At 33.9% G+C, this 16,901-nt stretch carries 10 protein-coding genes; 2 read left to right on the plus strand and 8 right to left on the minus strand.

Going from position 1 to position 16,901, the window contains the following annotated elements; all coding sequences use genetic code 11:
- The first annotated feature begins 9 nt into the window (after positions 1–9).
- Positions 10–1,317, plus strand: a complete 1,308-nt coding sequence (locus tag ACLII3_RS02085) for a DUF819 domain-containing protein (protein ID WP_412986082.1) — start codon at positions 10–12, stop codon at positions 1,315–1,317.
- A 46-nt stretch (positions 1,318–1,363) separates the two neighbouring features.
- Positions 1,364–2,056: a DUF4369 domain-containing protein gene (locus ACLII3_RS02090; protein ID WP_412986084.1), complete on the plus strand. Its 693-nt coding sequence runs from the start codon at positions 1,364–1,366 to the stop codon at positions 2,054–2,056.
- A 48-nt stretch (positions 2,057–2,104) separates the two neighbouring features.
- Here the strand turns inward: ACLII3_RS02090 and ACLII3_RS02095 are convergent, their stop codons facing one another.
- The 8 genes from ACLII3_RS02095 to ACLII3_RS02130 all read right to left on the minus strand — a co-directional run bounded on the left by ACLII3_RS02095 (position 2,105) and on the right by ACLII3_RS02130 (position 16,762).
- Positions 2,105–2,371, minus strand: coding sequence for a hypothetical protein (locus tag ACLII3_RS02095; RefSeq protein WP_412986086.1), 267 nt, complete (start codon positions 2,369–2,371; stop codon positions 2,105–2,107).
- 36 nt (positions 2,372–2,407) lie between these two features.
- A complete protein-coding gene (locus tag ACLII3_RS02100; RefSeq protein ID WP_412986088.1) occupies positions 2,408–3,379 on the minus strand; it encodes a type I phosphomannose isomerase catalytic subunit in 972 nt (323 codons plus the stop codon).
- A 3-nt stretch (positions 3,380–3,382) separates the two neighbouring features.
- Positions 3,383–3,793: a 6-pyruvoyl trahydropterin synthase family protein gene (locus tag ACLII3_RS02105; RefSeq protein ID WP_412986090.1), complete on the minus strand. Its 411-nt coding sequence runs from the start codon at positions 3,791–3,793 to the stop codon at positions 3,383–3,385.
- Positions 3,774–4,313 carry an isopentenyl-diphosphate Delta-isomerase gene (idi, locus tag ACLII3_RS02110; RefSeq protein WP_412986092.1) on the minus strand — a complete coding sequence of 180 codons (540 nt, stop codon included), beginning with the start codon at positions 4,311–4,313 and terminating at the stop codon, positions 3,774–3,776. Before idi ends, ACLII3_RS02105 begins: the two co-directional genes overlap by 20 nt.
- A 91-nt stretch (positions 4,314–4,404) precedes the next feature.
- Positions 4,405–6,342 carry an OmpA family protein gene (locus ACLII3_RS02115; protein ID WP_412986094.1) on the minus strand — a complete coding sequence of 646 codons (1,938 nt, stop codon included), beginning with the start codon at positions 6,340–6,342 and terminating at the stop codon, positions 4,405–4,407.
- 10 nt (positions 6,343–6,352) lie between these two features.
- Positions 6,353–7,282 (minus strand): type IX secretion system membrane protein PorP/SprF, encoded by a 930-nt coding sequence (locus tag ACLII3_RS02120; RefSeq protein ID WP_412986096.1) that lies wholly within the window; start codon positions 7,280–7,282, stop codon positions 6,353–6,355.
- A gap of 32 nt (positions 7,283–7,314) precedes the next feature.
- Positions 7,315–15,747, minus strand: a complete 8,433-nt coding sequence (locus ACLII3_RS02125; protein WP_412986097.1) for a gliding motility-associated C-terminal domain-containing protein — start codon at positions 15,745–15,747, stop codon at positions 7,315–7,317.
- A 265-nt stretch (positions 15,748–16,012) separates the two neighbouring features.
- A complete protein-coding gene (locus ACLII3_RS02130) occupies positions 16,013–16,762 on the minus strand; it encodes a LuxR C-terminal-related transcriptional regulator (protein WP_412986099.1) in 750 nt (249 codons plus the stop codon).
- Positions 16,763–16,901: the final 139 nt, after the last annotated feature.

The following is a 16,901-nucleotide window of genomic DNA, read 5'->3' on the forward strand; positions in this document are numbered from 1 at the left end:
AATATAAATATGGAAGATACTACACCTTTATTTACACAAGACACCATTGTTTTTGGATTACTAATGTTATTACTTGGTTTTGTATTTTATACATCTACAAGTTCTAATTCTGGGTGGAAAACATTCTACAAGTACATTCCAGCATTATTAATGGCTTATATGCTACCTGGAGCTTTAACTACTCTGGGAATAATTGCTCCTAAATGGACAACCATAACAGAAACTGGTGAAGTAGTAAAAGGAACTTCTCAAGTATATTATATAGCAAGTAGGTATTTATTACCAGCAGCATTGGTTTTAATGACCTTAAGTGTAGACTTAAAAGCCGTTTTTAACTTAGGGTGGAAAGCGCTTGCTATGTTCTTTACAGGAACTATTGGTGTAATAATTGGTGGTCCAATTGCTATATTATTAATATCAATGGTTTCACCTGAAACAGTTGGTGGCGCAGGCCCTGATGCTGTTTGGAGAGGACTATCAACACTTGCTGGAAGTTGGATTGGTGGTGGTGCTAATCAAGCTGCTATGTTAGAAATATACGAATACAATACAGACAATTATGCAGGTATGGTAATTGTTGATATAGTTGTAGCCAACATATGGATGGCATTCTTATTATTAGGAATAGGAAAACAAGAAAAAATAGATAAATGGTTAAAAGCCGATAATTCTGCCATTGAAGTTCTTAAAGAAAAAGTATCTAGCTATGCCCAAAAAATATCTAGAAACCCAACTTTAGCAGACTTAATGGTAATATTAGGAATTGCATTTACAGTTGTGGGAATTGCACACTTTGGAGCAGACAATATCTCAGAATTCTTAAAGAGTAATGTTGATGCTGTTAGTGATAAATCGTCAGCAATGTCTTCATTTGGATCGCAATTTTTCTGGATGATTACTATTGCAACTATTCTAGGTATTGTTCTTTCATTTACTAAATTCAAAAAATATGAAGGTGCAGGTGCTAGTAAAATTGGAAGTGTATTTATTTACATATTAGTAGCTTCTATAGGCATGAAAATGGATTTAACAAAGATTGCTGAAAACCCTGGATTAATTGTTGTTGGTCTAGTTTGGATGGCTATTCATGTCGGACTTCTATTTTTAATTGCTAAACTAATTAAAGCACCTTACTTTTTCCTTGCAGTTGGAAGTAAAGCAAATATTGGCGGAGCAGCCTCGGCTCCTGTTGTAGCAGCGGCTTTCCACCCATCGTTAGCAACTGTAGGTGTATTATTAGCTGTGTTTGGATACGTAGTTGGAACTTATGGAGCCATGATGTGTGCAGAATTAATGAAAATTGCTGCTGCGGGCTAGTAAATAATTAATAATTATAACATATTTGCATTTCAAATTTTATAGAATGAAAAAAGCATTATTTGCATTAGCACTTGTACTAGTTATCGCTTGTGGAAAAGAACAGTCTAGTTTAACTGTAACTGGTAATATTAAGGATTTAAAGAAAGGAACTATCTATCTTCATAAAATTCAAGATACAGCTCTTATTACTATCGATTCAACAGTAATTAATGGTGATTCTAATTTTAATTTACAGTTTGATTTACAAGAACCAGAAGTTTTATTTTTAAGTTTAGATGATAATAGTAATAGAGCAAACAGCATTGCTTTTTTTGCCGATAAAGGTGTAACAGATATTAAAACATCTTTAAAACGTTTTGCTTATGATGCTGTTATTACTGGATCTGAACAACAGAAAAAGTTAGAAGAGTTTGACAAAGGTTTAGAGAGTTATAAAAACCAAAATCTAGAATCTATTAAAGCTAAATTCTTAGCTGAAAAAAGTGGAGACACTGTAGAAATAAGTAAAGCAAATAAAGTTGCAAATAGCTTATTAAGACGTAAGTATTTATATGCAATTAATTTTGCTATTAATAATAAAGATAGTGAAGTAGCACCATACATTGCACTATCTGAAGTTTACGATGCTAACCCTAAATTTCTAGATACAATTTACAAATCGTTACCTAAAAATATAGCTGATTCTAAATATGGAGTTGAATTAAAAAAATATTTAGAAAAAGTAAAAACTCAATAACAACAAAACATAAAAAAACTCGCTAATAATTAGCGAGTTTTTTATTTCTTAAAGTTTGTTTATTTTTTCAATAAGTGCTCTACCTTTATCTTCAAGCTCTTTACCTATTGCTTTAAAATGTGCTTTTTTGTTTTCAACACTTCGGTCGTTAACTTTTACTATCAGCTCATCAAAAGTAACAATAGCTTCATCAATAATAGCTTCACTCTTTGTTGTGTCTTTATCTGTGTTTGCATATTCCCAGATGTACACTGCTTCAATAATATCACCTAAAACATAGTTAATGTCTTTTTTTAGGTTTCTTACATTTGCCATAATTCTAATAATTTATTTGATGCAAAATTACACAATTTAAACGTAAACCTCTAAAAGTTTTGCATTGTTTGCACTTATGTTATAATCTTTTATAATTGCTGGAATTAAAATGGTTTCACCCTTTGCTAAAGTTTCTTCATGTCCATTAGCTCTTACAACAGCATTTCCTTCTACACACATATAAATAATAAATGAATCTTTATCATTATGTCGCTCAACAATACCACTTACTGGTAAAAAGCTAGTTTTAAAATATTGACAAATTACCATTTCATTGGACCTATTCATCTCTTTGGAATAAGTCTTTCTAAAATCATTTGGCATATCAAAATCTATAGCATCAATTGCTAAGTCATTATGAAGCTCTCTTTCACTACCTTGGTCATCTACCCTATCCCAATCATAAACACGATAAGTTATATCACTTGTTTGTTGTATTTCAGCTAACATCACTCCAGCACCAATAGCATGTACTCTGCCTACTTCAATAAAATACACGTCACCTTCTTTTACATTGTCGAAATTTAAAATTTCTGTAAGTGTTTTATCCTCTAAATGTTTTAAATACGTTTCTTTATTTACTTCTTGATTAAACCCGACAATAATGTTGGCATCATCATCAACTTGCATGACATACCACATTTCTGTTTTACCAAACGAATTATGACGTATTTTAGCTAGTTCATCGTTTGGATGTAATTGGATTGATAAATCTTCTTTAGCATCTATAAATTTTATAAGTAAAGGAAATGTTGCTCCAAACTGTTTATAGTTATGTGTTCCTAATAAATCTGATTTATAAGTTTTTAATAAATCCTGTAAAGTTGTACCTAAAAGTTTTCCATTGCTTACCACAGAAGTATCTCCATCTACATCACTAATCTCCCAACTCTCACCAATATTAGGCAGATTTCCATTTTTATTAAGTATGTGGTTTAGTTTTTGTCCTCCCCAAATTTTATCTTTTAATATTGGCTTGAACTTTAATGGGTACAATTCTTCATTCATATACTATTCTCCTGCATAAGTTACAAAGTTTCGAGGTGTTTCATAAAGTGTTACCTCTAAATCTAAATTTGAAGCTAATCTAGGCTTTATTTTGTTATAAATAACAACTACAATATTTTCGGCAGTTGGATTAAGATTTTTAAATTCTGGCACATCTAAATTTAAATTTTTATGATCTAAGGTATCTTCAACTTCTGTCTTAATAATTGCTTTTAGCACTTTCATATCAATTACATAACCAGTTTCTTGGTCGATTTCTCCAGTAACACTTACAATTAATTCATAATTATGACCATGATAATTGGGGTTATTACACTTTCCGAAAACTTCATTGTTCTTTTCATCGCTCCAATCCTTTCTATACAATCGATGTGCAGCGTTAAAATGAGCGCGCCTACTTACTGTTACTTTCATGAGATATGTTTAAATATTCATAGAATTTATCAAAAATAATTTTAAACCACTCAGTATATAGTTCTGGATGCAAAGCAATATCTACCTTTACCTCTTCTAGAGGCATCCATTTCCAATCTGCTACTTCTTCTTTATTAATAATGGGACTTTCGTTATAATGACCTACCATTACATGATCATATTCATGCTCAGTCAAACCATTATCAAAAGGTGCTTTATAAATAAACGATGTTGTTTCCTTAAGTTCAGTAACAAAACCCATTTCTTCTTGTAAACGTCTTTTCCCTGCTGCTAGATTGCTTTCACCATCTCTTTGATGACTACAACAAGTATTAGTCCATAATCCTGGAGAATGGTATTTTTCTAGAGCACGTTGTTGTAACATTAACTCGTTTTTATCATTAAATACAAAAACTGAAAATGCTCTATGTAATAATGCTTTTTCATGAGCTTCCATTTTTGGCATCAATCCAATTTGCTCATCGTTTTCGTTTACAAGAATTACTTTTTCTTCTTCCATGATGTAAAAATACCAACAATATTTTAAAATTACTACATACAAAAAAAGGCTACCTTAAAAAAGTAGCCTTTTAACTTATGTTTATAATTTACTATTCCATTGAAATAATAATAAAATCACTTCTTCTGTTTAGTTGGTGTTCTTCTTCTGAACATTTTACACCATCAGAACATTTATTTACCAATTCTCTTTCACCATAACCTTTACCTGTCAATCTTGAAGCGTCAATACCTCCTACTTTAACAATATAATTGATAGTAGATTTATTTCTTCTAGATGACAATGCATCGTTATAAGATGTGGTTGCTCTACTATCTGTATGTGATTTAATATCTATCTTCATATTAGGATATTGCTTTAATACAGCGATTACTTTTTGTAATTCTATCTCAGCATCTGGTCTAATATTAGATTTATCAAAATCAAAATAGATAGGATTTAAATTAAGTGCATCTCTTAGGTTAGTTCCTTCTTTAATTGCAACTTTATCAGTTTCAATTACTAATGGCATACTAACTTTTTCCTTTCTATTATCTGTAGTAGCTACTCTTTCTTCAGAAGTTGAATAATCATCTTTTTCAACTCTTACTAAGTACTCTTTTTCACAGTTTAAATCATTAAATGTATAAGCACCATTTTCTCCAACTATCATTTCACTAATTTGAGTTCCAGCTTCATCAAACAACCTCACTTTAGCTCCAGATACAATATTATTATCTTGATCTTTTACCACACCATCCATTACTTGTTTACATTCTGGAATTTTAAAGGTATAAATATCATCATCTCCTTTTCCTCCATCTCTATTAGAAGTAAAGAAACCTTCTTTAATGACTAAGTTTTCGTAATAACCAAAATCATCTTTTGAACTGTTAATTGGTTTTCCAACATTCTCGACCACAAAAGGCTCATGGTTTTTAAACTTATTTTCAAAATCTCTAATAATATAAACATCAAGTCCACCAAGCCCTGTTAAACCGTTTGAAGAGAAATATAAATCTCCTTTAGAGTTTACAAACGGAAACGTTTCTTGTCCCTCAGTATTAACTAATGTCCCTAAATTTTTAGGTGTTCCTAAAGTACCATCAGAATTTATGTCTACTACATAGATATCAGAATTTCCATGAGTACCTTCCATATCTGATGCGAAATAAAGTTTAGTACCATCTAAATTTACTGTTGGATGTGCTACACTATAGTTTTCACTATTAAAATGTACTGGTTTAATATTTACCCAATTATCATTACTATCTAGTTCTGCTCTATATAAATGTAAACGATTAACACCAGCTTCATCTCTTTTTAGTTTTCTTTTAAAGAAGTTATTTCTTGTGAAATACATCACATCTTCATTTGGAGAAAATGCAACTGTTGATTCATGAAGCTTAGTATTAATAGCATCGTCAAAAAGAACAGGGTTAGAGTAAGAATCTTCATGCTTCTCAGCAGCATATAAATCTAAAAATGATTGATCATTCCATTTATATACTTTTCCTTTACCTCTTGAAGAAGAAAATATTAATTGGTTTTTAAACTGAGTTGCTCCAAAATCTGATTTATCAGAATTAATAGACATATTTTCAACCTCAAAAGTTTCACTTAACTTTTCAATACTTGATAAATAATCTTTCTTTGAAGCAAATGATTTAGCGCGTAAATCTCCATCTTTAGAATCTACAAACTTCTGCATCCATTTATCAGACTCATTATAATTTTCGATAGATTTCAACGCTTGAGCATATCTATAATAATATTCAGAATCAACTTCTTCATTCAAAGCCATTAACTCTCCATACCATTTTGCAGCCTCTTCCATTTTATTATTGAAATAGAATGAGTTTCCTAACTTTTGAAATAAATCTACCGACTTATAACCCTTATTTGCAACATCTAATAAAATTTCACTTGTTTTTACATACGAAAACTTATCGTAATCTTTTGTTGCTTTACGAATTGCTCCTTTTTGTGAAAAACCAGCTAAGGTAATTACTAAAGCAAATGCTAATATTATATATTTTTTAATTATCATAATTTAACTTTTAGAAGAATCTTGGTGATAATATTTTACCTAATTGTTGTAATTCAAATCTTAACATGATCTCATGCGAACCACTGTTATAGTTATTTAAATTGGTAGTTGTATAATCATACGCATAACCAATATAAACACTATCACTTACTTGGAAACCTGCTAATCCACTAAAAGAATCATCCCATCTATAGCCTAGACCTAGAGTGAATTTTTCATTAATTAATGCATTGGCAGAAATATCAGCAATAATTGGTGCTCCAGAAACTGCCTTTACTAAAAAAGCAGGCTTTAACTTAACCGAATCACTTACATCAAACACATATCCACCAATAAGGTAAAAGTGCATTCTTTCGGCAGCTACAGACTCTTCGAAATCGTCATAATGCTTAGTAGTTATAAAATTTGGAACCGACAATCCTAAATACCATTTATCAGAATGCAAATACATACCTGCTCCAATAGTTGGTGAAAATAAACTTACATCTTCACTAAAAGCAGAGTCTGGATTTTGGTAAAGACCTTCACTCCAATCAGTATTTAATAAATGAAATCCTCCTTTTAGTCCAAAAGATAATTTAGTAATCCCTAACTCATCTATTGGAATAGTATATGAAAAATTAGCATCTACATAAGTTTCGCTTGCTGGTCCTAACTTATCGTTAACAACAGATAAACCTAAACCAATTCTTTCATTTCGTAAAGGGGAATGGATGCCTAAACTTTGTGTTTTAGGCGCTCCATCTAATCCTACCCATTGCGTTCTATGTAAACCTGTAATACTTAACACATCTCTTTGACCTGCATATCCAGGATTTACTGTCATAGTATTATACATATATTGAGTATACTGAGGATCTTGCTGAGCAAAACTCTCATTAATCATTAGTGTGAACACTAATAATATTAACCCTTTTAATAATGATGATTTTTGTATCATTTTATTTTGTTTTATATAATCTAATTATCTTTTTATCTGTTTATGTATATCCAACCTGTTTTAGGCTTAGTTCCATCTCCAAGGTTAAGTATATAATAATATGTACCTACTGGTAAATCCTCAGAACCATTATATACAGATCTTCCGTTTGATGTACCATTCCAGTCATTGTTATAACCTCTCTTCTCATAAACAATATTTCCCCATCTATTATAAACCTCTAACTTGTTATTAGGATAGTTATGGATACAATTGATTACTAAGAATTCATTTACTCCATCTCCATTTGGAGAGAACTCATTAAACATCATTAAACACCCTAGTTCAGTTACTGTTTCATCATCTTCTGTATTACCATCAAAATCATCTCCATTATCACTAGTATCTTCTACTATGTCTTGGTTTGGAGCTATAGCACTAGCTATTACACTGTTTATTACACCTCCAGCATTAATTGCTTGTTGCGTAATTTCGAAAGTTGCATAATATGTTCCTATCTCTCCTACTAATAATGTTCCTTCAATACTTCCTAGGTCTGCACTATCAAATGTTGGTTCTTGAGTTAATGTATATACAACTCCATTAACATCTGTGAATAAATCCACTAAGGTTACATTAGTTAAAGTTACATTTCCAATATTCTCTACTGTAATTGTATAGGTAATTACATCACCCAATTCATTACCAAACATATCTGCCATTTTTGTTACTTCAATTGCTGCAGTACAATCTGCAGTTGCAGTAACTGTTCCTGTAATACTACTTGGGATATATGAGCAAGAATCTAATGGATCTGTTCCGTCTGTTACTTCTGTCTCATTTGTTACTCCATCTCCATCACAATCTGCATTGTTCCATGCTGTGTCTGGTGTTACTGTTTGACTTGCTAATACAAAATCACAGTTATCTAATGGATCTGTTCCGTCTGTTACTTCTGTCTCATTCGTTACTCCATCTCCATCACAATCTGCATTGTTCCATGCTGTGTCTGGTGTTACTGTTTGACTTGCTAATACAAAATCACAGTTATCTAATGGATCTGTTCCGTCTGTTACTTCTGTCTCATTTGTTACTCCATCTCCATCACAATCTGCATTGTTCCATGCTGTGTCTGGTGTTACTGTTTGACTTGCTAATACAAAATCACAGTTATCTAATGGATCTGTTCCGTCTGTTACTTCTGTCTCATTCGTTACTCCATCTCCATCACAATCTGCATTGTTCCATGCTGTGTCTGGTGTTACTGTTTGACTTGCTAATACAAAATCACAGTTATCTAATGGATCTGTTCCGTCTGTTACTTCTGTCTCATTTGTTACTCCATCTCCATCACAATCTGCATTGTTCCATGCTGTGTCTGGTGTTACTGTTTGACTTGCTAATACAAAATCACAGTTATCTAATGGATCTGTTCCGTCTGTTACTTCTGTCTCATTCGTTACTCCATCTCCATCACAATCTGCATTGTTCCATGCTGTGTCTGGTGTTACTGTTTGACTTGCTAATACAAAATCACAGTTATCTAATGGATCTGTTCCGTCTGTTACTTCTGTCTCATTTGTTACTCCATCTCCATCACAATCTGCATTGTTCCATGCTGTGTCTGGTGTTACTGTTTGACTTGCTAATACAAAATCACAGTTATCTAATGGATCTGTTCCGTCTGTTACTTCTGTCTCATTTGTTACTCCATCTCCATCACAATCTGCATTGTTCCATGCTGTGTCTGGTGTTACTGTTTGACTTGCTAATACAAAATCACAGTTATCTAATGGATCTGTTCCGTCTGTTACTTCTGTCTCATTCGTTACTCCATCTCCATCACAATCTGCATTGTTCCATGCTGTGTCTGGTGTTACTGTTTGACTTGCTAATACAAAATCACAGTTATCTAATGGATCTGTTCCGTCTGTTACTTCTGTCTCATTTGTTACTCCATCTCCATCACAATCTGCATTGTTCCATGCTGTGTCTGGTGTTACTGTTTGACTTGCTAATACAAAATCACAGTTATCTAATGGATCTGTTCCGTCTGTTACTTCTGTCTCATTTGTTACTCCATCTCCATCACAATCTGCATTGTTCCATGCTGTGTCTGGTGTTACTGTTTGACTTGCTAATACAAAATCACAGTTATCTAATGGATCTGTTCCGTCTGTTACTTCTGTCTCATTTGTTACTCCATCTCCATCACAATCTGCATTGTTCCATGCTGTGTCTGGTGTTACTGTTTGACTTGCTAATACAAAATCACAGTTATCTAATGGATCTGTTCCGTCTGTTACTTCTGTCTCATTCGTTACTCCATCTCCATCACAATCTGCATTGTTCCATGCTGTGTCTGGTGTTACTGTTTGACTTGCTAATACAAAATCACAGTTATCTAATGGATCTGTTCCGTCTGTTACTTCTGTCTCATTTGTTACTCCATCTCCATCACAATCTGCATTGTTCCATGCTGTGTCTGGTGTTACTGTTTGACTTGCTAATACAAAATCACAGTTATCTAATGGATCTGTTCCGTCTGTTACTTCTGTCTCATTTGTTACTCCATCTCCATCACAATCTGCATTGTTCCATGCTGTGTCTGGTGCTACTGTTTGACTTGCTAATACAAAATCACAGTTATCTAATGGATCTGTTCCGTCTGTTACTTCTGTCTCATTCGTTACTCCATCTCCATCACAATCTGCATTGTTCCATGCTGTGTCTGGTGTTACTGTTTGACTTGCTAATACAAAATCACAGTTATCTAATGGATCTGTTCCGTCTGTTACTTCTGTCTCATTCGTTACTCCATCTCCATCACAATCTGCATTGTTCCATGCTGTGTCTGGTGTTACTGTTTGACTTGCTAATACAAAATCACAGTTATCTAATGGATCTGTTCCGTCTGTTACTTCTGTCTCATTCGTTACTCCATCTCCATCACAATCTGCATTGTTCCATGCTGTGTCTGGTGTTACTGTTTGACTTGCTAATACAAAATCACAGTTATCTAATGGATCTGTTCCGTCTGTTACTTCTGTCTCATTCGTTACTCCATCTCCATCACAATCTGCATTGTTCCATGCTGTGTCTGGTGTTACTGTTTGACTTGCTAATACAAAATCACAGTTATCTAATGGATCTGTTCCGTCTGTTACTTCTGTCTCATTCGTTACTCCATCTCCATCACAATCTGCATTGTTCCATGCTGTGTCTGGTGTTACTGTTTGACTTGCTAATACAAAATCACAGTTATCTAATGGATCTGTTCCGTCTGTTACTTCTGTCTCATTCGTTACTCCATCTCCATCACAATCTGCATTGTTCCATGCTGTGTCTGGTGTTACTGTTTGACTTGCTAATACAAAATCACAGTTATCTAATGGATCTGTTCCGTCTGTTACTTCTGTCTCATTTGTTACTCCATCTCCATCACAATCTGCATTGTTCCATGCTGTGTCTGGTGCTACTGTTTGACTTGCTAATACAAAATCACAGTTATCTAATGGATCTGTTCCGTCTGTTACTTCATTTGAGTTTATAATACCATCTCCGTCACAATCATTAATTCCAAAATCTACACAATCACCTACTGTTACTGAGGCTACAGCTGTATCACAATTTGTTGGGTTTAACACCTCACATATTTGATAGGTTAATTGATAAGTTCCTGCTGGTGTACCTGCTGCTACATCTATTGTTCCATCTCCATTTAAGGTTAAGTATCCATTTGGATCTGCTATCGTTTCTGTTAATGTAACATCTGATGGATTTACTGCTACTCCATTTAAGGTGTCATTCGTAAATACATCTATAACACCTGTGGCACCTGTTACACCATTCACGCCTGTAGCACTATCATCATTCGCTACAATTGGAGCTGCATCTACTGTTACTGAGGCTACAGCTGTATCACAATTTGTTGGGTTTAATACCTCACATATTTGATAGGTTAATTGATAAGTTCCTGCTGGTGTACCTGCTCCTACATCTATTGTTCCATCTCCATTTAAGGTTAAGTATCCATTTGGATCTGCTATCGTTTCTGTTAATGTAACATCTGATGGATTTACTGCTACTCCATTTAAGGTGTCATTCGTAAATACATCTATAACACCTGTGGCACCTGTTACACCATTCACGCCTGTAGCACTATCATCATTCGCTACAATTGGAGCTGCATCTACTGTTACTGAGGCTACAGCTGTATCACAATTTGTTGGGTTTAATACCTCACATATTTGATAGGTTAATTGGTAAGTTCCTGCTGGTGTACCTGCTGCTACATCTATTGTTCCATCTCCATTTAAGGTTAAGTATCCATTTGGATCTGCTATCGTTTCTGTTAATGTAACATCTGATGGATTTACTGCTACTCCATTTAAGGTGTCATTCGTAAATACATCTATAACACCTGTGGCACCTGTTACACCATTCACGCCTGTAGCACTATCATCATTCGCTACAATTGGAGCTGCATCTACTGTTACTGAGGCTACAGCTGTATCACAATTTGTTGGGTTTAACACCTCACATATTTGATAGGTTAATTGGTAAGTTCCTGCTGGTGTACCTGCTGCTACATCTATTGTTCCATCTCCATTTAAGGTTAAGTATCCATTTGGATCTGCTATCGTTTCTGTTAATGTAACATCTGATGGATTTACTGCTACTCCATTTAAGGTGTCATTCGTAAATACATCTATAACACCTGTGGCACCTGTTACACCATTCACGCCTGTAGCACTATCATCATTCGCTACAATTGGAGCTGCATCTACTGTTACTGAGGCTACAGCTGTATCACAATTTGTTGGGTTTAACACCTCACATATTTGATAGGTTAATTGGTAAGTTCCTGCTGGTGTACCTGCTGCTACATCTATTGTTCCATCTCCATTTAAGGTTAAGTATCCATTTGGATCTGCTATCGTTTCTGTTAATGTAACATCTGATGGATTTACTGCTACTCCATTTAAGGTGTCATTCGTAAATACATCTATAACACCTGTGGCACCTGTTACACCATTCACGCCTGTAGCACTATCATCATTCGCTACAATTGGAGCTGCATCTACTGTTACTGAGGCTACAGCTGTATCACAATTTGTTGGGTTTAATACCTCACATATTTGATAGGTTAATTGGTAAGTTCCTGCTGGTGTACCTGCTGCTACATCTATTGTTCCATCTCCATTTAAGGTTAAGTATCCATTTGGATCTGCTATCGTTTCTGTTAATGTAACATCTGATGGATTTACTGCTACTCCATTTAAGGTGTCATTCGTAAATACATCTATAACACCTGTGGCACCTGTTACACCATTCACGCCTGTAGCACTATCATCATTCGCTACAATTGGAGCTGCATCTACTGTTACTGAGGCTACAGCTGTATCACAATTTGTTGGGTTTAACACCTCACATATTTGATAGGTTAATTGGTAAGTTCCTGCTGGTGTACCTGCTGCTACATCTATTATTCCATCTCCATTTAAGGTTAAGTATCCATTTGGATCTGCTATCGTTTCTGTTAATGTAACATCTGATGGATTTACTGCTACTCCATTTAAGGTGTCATTCGTAAATACATCTATAACACCTGTGGCACCTGTTACACCATTCACGCCTGTAGCACTATCATCATTCGCTACAATTGGAGCTGCATCTACTGTTACTGAGGCTACAGCTGTATCACAATTTGTTGGGTTTAACACCTCACATATTTGATAGGTTAATTGGTAAGTTCCTGCTGGTGTACCTGCTCCTACATCTATTGTTCCATCTCCATTTAAGGTTAAGTATCCATTTGGATCTGCTATCGTTTCTGTTAATGTAACATCTGATGGATTTACTGCTACTCCATTTAAGGTGTCATTCGTAAATACATCTATAACACCTGTGGCACCTGTTACACCATTCACGCCTGTAGCACTATCATCATTCGCTACAATTGGAGCTGCATCTACTGTTACTGAGGCTACAGCTGTATCACAATTTGTTGGGTTTAATACCTCACATATTTGATAGGTTAATTGGTAAGTTCCTGCTGGTGTACCTGCTGCTACATCTATTGTTCCATCTCCATTTAAGGTTAAGTATCCATTTGGATCTGCTATCGTTTCTGTTAATGTAACATCTGATGGATTTACTGCTACTCCATTTAAGGTGTCATTCGTAAATACATCTATAACACCTGTGGCACCTGTTACACCATTCACGCCTGTAGCACTATCATCATTCGCTACAATTGGAGCTGCATCTACTGTTACTGAGGCTACAGCTGTATCACAATTTGTTGGGTTTAACACCTCACATATTTGATAGGTTAATTGGTAAGTTCCTGCTGGTGTACCTGCTGCTACATCTATTGTTCCATCTCCATTTAAGGTTAAGTATCCATTTGGATCTGCTATCGTTTCTGTTAATGTAACATCTGATGGATTTACTGCTACTCCATTTAAGGTGTCATTCGTAAATACATCTATAACACCTGTGGCACCTGTTACACCATTCACGCCTGTAGCACTATCATCATTCGCTACAATTGGAGCTGCATCTACTGTTACTGAGGCTACAGCTGTATCACAATTTGTTGGGTTTAACACCTCACATATTTGATAGGTTAATTGGTAAGTTCCTGCTGGTGTACCTGCTGCTACATCTATTGTTCCATCTCCATTTAAGGTTAAGTATCCATTTGGATCTGCTATCGTTTCTGTTAATGTAACATCTGATGGATTTACTGCTACTCCATTTAAGGTGTCATTCGTAAATACATCTATAACACCTGTGGCACCTGTTACACCATTCACGCCTGTAGCACTATCATCATTCGCTACAATTGGGGCAATACTACAAGAAGCTGGGGCAGATACTACATTTAAGTTTGAAAAAGTACAAGTTACTTCATCAGAAAAAGTTGCTGTTAATGAAATTGCAATTCCATTTGCAGGTAAAGTAACTCCTGTAAAAGTATGAGACGATGTAGTATCTAGCGAACCAATTGCTACACTTGCAGTCCCATCTCCTGATAAATCTAAAGTTCCAGTAGTAGGAGCTTCAGAAAAAGTGACTGTTATATCAGCAGTAAATGTATCATCAGCAGAATTGCCATTAGTTCCATTGTCATTACAAACTGATAAATTAGATGCTGATATAGAATCAACTAAACAAGTATTAACTCCACATAAATCAAAATTAACAACAGTGATACAAACAAAAGTTGTTGCAGTAGCTCCAGTTAAACCTCCTGTACTGTTATTTGTAACATGACCTGTAAAACAAATAGTCTTAGTTGATTTATTATAAATTGTTGTTGCATGTCCTCCTACACTAACATAAATTGCATCATCACTACCAACAGTATAACCACCTGGAACTGAAGGATACTCAACTGTACCTGCATTACCATGTCCTATATTTCCACTATTATCTGAACCCCAAGTATATAATACATTTGGGTCTGATACAGTAGCTCCATCTACAATGGCTGCTGCACTTGAATATTGCTCAGAAGTTTGATTGGTAGAAATTTGTAAAACATTTGTCATTTCAGCTCCACCATTGTACTTAACTGTTTCCCAGTTTAAAACTGCATTTGTTGTTTCATTAATTATTCTATTAGCTGTATTATGTCCTACTCCATATACTTTTTGATCGGTACCTAAAGCTAGTATTCCATGTTGTGTATCAGTATCGTTAAAAAATGCTGAAATATATGTAGGAGTAGATGAAGGTGCCGTCATTAAAGTTGCATAATCATAATTTGATGCTCCATTACCATCTCCAAGATATACACTATTACCCCAAACATAAATATCTCCATCATTCTGTAAAGCATAAAGAGCTACATCAGATCCAGTAACATGAAACACATCTGTAAGAGGAACTCCTGCAGATGTCTGTACTTCCTGCCATATTGCAGTATTAGTTGATGTGTTACCACTAACCCTTGATTGATTAGAAGCCACCCAAACACCTCCAGTTGATGTTGTAATAACTAAAGCATTTGAAGTTGCGAATAAATCAATTACATCTGTTGCTGCAACACCTCCTGGTAATGCCATTGGTGCAAATGCAGTTCCAGACACAAAGTTTGAATTCACTACTTCATTTACATATCCCCAAGCATAAAGGTTTGTAGTTGTAAGTAAAAAGGCTTGTCCTCCACTATTTCCAGATACAGCATATTGAACTATACTTCCAGTATAATTATAACCATTAGCTGGTGAAATTTCTTGCATTACTGGATCAGAAGTACCGTTAGAGGCCATGTCTTCTCCCCAAGTTATATAACCAGTTTCAGTTCTTGCAATTGACTGGTGATAAGATGTTATAAGAATATCATCTTTTGGGTCATAAACTCCTTCTGGCCCAACAATTGGACATTGGGAAAATACCGTGCTTAGGCACAACATGGCCATCAAGCTAAGTACTTTTTGTTTACTAATTAAAAGTCGTTTGAAAATTTTCATTTCTTGTTTTCTGTTAATTTAATTGTTAATAGCTACTATATTAATTTCGATTAAGTGTATTTTTTCATCGTTAAAATGCAAACATATGCATTTCAACGATGAAAACAAACGTTTTAGCGGAAAATATCTTACAAAGTATGAGGGAAAATAATGTAGGTTAAGTTCATTTCTTTTCTTTTTGAATTTTGATTAAAGGGGCTTAAAATCAGGACGATGCAAAATTATTGAATAGTTTATCTAAAAAAAATACTGATAAATCAGTATTTTAAATTATATTTAATAAAGCTGCAGTATTAGTGACGTTATTTTTTCTTATTAAATTTTGTCTATGTGTATTTACGGTTGCTATAGATATATTTAAACTATTAGCAATTTGTGAGCTAGTATAACCTTCAGATATAAGCTTTAATATTTGCCTTTCTCTTTTAGTTAAAATTATTTTAGGCTCAAATATATTATCAAGTTCTTTTTTAAGAGTTTTTAAATCATCGCTTAAAACATTCTTTCCATCTACATAATTCTTTATATCTACTTGCGTTTCTTCGTGCGTTCCATTAAGGTTTGTAACATCATCAATACATGATAATATAAAATGTGGTTTATCATCTTCACATCTAGATAAAACAGTAACGCTTCTGATAAAAGAACTTTTCTTATTTGGGATAAGGCTAGTATTAAATCTTAAATAATAAGTGCACTTTAATGGTTCTATATAGTTTTCATAAGCAAAATCTACAACTTTAGAATCTGCACTAATTATTTTTTGTTTTTGAGATGGTTCCATTCCATCTAATATATCTTGAATATAATCTGTGCTATTTTCAGAAAATTCTAAATTATAATTTTTGAAATAAACAACAGGAGATAATGACTTTACATTCATTATCATTAGAAAATCTGGTTTTGAAATTTCTGCATATTGATTAACCCAATCAATAATATTATCTTCATTTACTTCATCTTTATTTAAATCAATAAAAACTGACAATAATGATTCTAGATTATATTCATTCATTTAAAATTATTTTTAAAGTAAATCCTTACAAAAATACATTAACATATGTTAATTAGAAAGTAAATGTTCTAAATGACAAGAAATTAATTGTGAAACTATTTAATTAAATAATAAGATAACAAATCCTATATTTGCCGAA

The sequence above is a fragment of the Pontimicrobium sp. IMCC45349 genome, assembly GCF_047219225.1.
GTDB lineage: Bacteria > Bacteroidota > Bacteroidia > Flavobacteriales > Flavobacteriaceae > IMCC45349.